Origin of the sequence: uncultured Agitococcus sp. (genome assembly GCF_937920075.1) — a bacterium.
Taxonomy (GTDB): Bacteria; Pseudomonadota; Gammaproteobacteria; order Pseudomonadales; family Moraxellaceae; genus Agitococcus.
Genome location: NZ_CALETI010000253.1, coordinates 1 through 1,340, shown reverse-complemented (window position 1 = coordinate 1,340; position 1,340 = coordinate 1). Strand labels below are relative to the sequence as shown.

General features: G+C 40.1%; 2 protein-coding genes. One reads left to right on the top strand and one right to left on the bottom strand.

Annotation, left to right across the window (positions count from 1 at the left end):
* Window positions 1-196 precede the first annotated feature (196 nt).
* Window positions 197-958 carry a DNA N-6-adenine-methyltransferase gene (locus tag Q0212_RS08740; RefSeq protein WP_297924595.1) on the top strand — a complete coding sequence of 254 codons (762 nt, stop codon included), beginning with the start codon at window positions 197-199 and terminating at the stop codon, window positions 956-958.
* 42 nt (window positions 959-1,000) lie between these two features.
* Here Q0212_RS08740 and Q0212_RS08735 read toward each other — a convergent pair.
* A partial coding sequence (locus Q0212_RS08735; RefSeq protein WP_297924593.1) for a hypothetical protein occupies window positions 1,001-1,340 on the bottom strand: 340 nt, incomplete at its 5' end.

Sequence of the window (1,340 nt, the reverse complement as noted above, 5' to 3'; positions counted from 1 at the left end):
TGTTAAATGGAAAAAAGCGAAGATTAAGCACCCATTGACGACAGATGCCTAACTATACGCTTAACGTGCGCCACCCCACACGTTATAGGCCTGTGCAATGAATCATTTATATATTTAATGCTTAGATAGTGGCTGTGGTGGTGTCACTGTTAAAGCGTGAGTTAGGCACTTTTAGCGAAGAATTGGAGATAGTGAGATGATTGTAACAAATACAGGTGAAAGCATTGCGAATGCTGTTTTAAACAACAATGTTAAAATAACAGATGTTGCTAAAACAATAAAAATGTCTACTGCTGGGGCGAGACACAAAATGCACACGTACTTACAAGAAAAAAACCCCAAAAAGTATGAAGATTTATTACATACGAATCGTTACGCTGATGGTAGTGTAAATGAAAAATGCTTGCCTCTTCTATGTGAATTACGCGCAAATAAAGAATGCTTTTTTGATAAAAAAACAACGCAGCAATCCGTTGGGGTTGCATCGGACTTGAATGCTGAGTTAGACCTGTGTGACAACAAAGCGCATATTATGCGAGTGATGACAAGTAGCGAAGATATGACGTGGGCAACACCGCAAAAATGGTTTGACTACTTGAATTTAGAGTTTGGTTTTACACTTGACCCTTGTTGCTTACCTACAACAGCTAAATGTAAGAAGTTTTACACACCCGTAGAAGATGGTTTATCAAAAAGTTGGCAAGATGAGCGTGTTTTTATGAATCCACCCTATGGCCGCGAGATTGGTAAATGGATGAAAAAAGCACATGATGAGGCTTTGAATAATGGCGCGTTAGTTGTTTGTTTTGTGCCTGCACGAGTGGATACAGACTGGTGGCACAGATACGCAATAAAGGCTGCCGACATAAGATACCCAAAAGGTCGCGTTAAGTTTGAAGGTGCAGACGCAAGTGCGCCCTTTCCCGTTGCTATTGTGGTTTTTAGGCCGCGAGTGTAAAGGTCTAACACAGGCAATAAGAGGACGCACCCTTTATTAAACTTAATTAACGTAACAATCGGCTGGGGTGCGTTCCTGCTTGATTGCTGAGTTATGCGTTATAGAGGATAAGAGCATGAAAAAATGGTTAAAGTCTTTTGTACATAATGTGATTGTACATCCGTTGATGCAATTTTTACCCGAAAAAATAGGTACTAAGATGCACGATAGAAATGCAGACTGGGCATTTAAAAAAGACGCATAACTAGGCGCATAACGCGCAAGTACCCACAAAGATATTTTAATTTGCATTGTAAGCGGCTGGGTACTTGTCGCTGTTGATGCAGGAGTTAGGTTTGGAGGTAAAACAATGCAAGTTTCTTTTGATTTTTTTACAGAGCAA

Coding starts and splice junctions, on each gene's coding strand:
- Q0212_RS08740 (WP_297924595.1), top strand. CDS start 197: ATGATTGTAACAAATACAGGTGAAAGCATTGCGAATGCTGTTTTAAAC.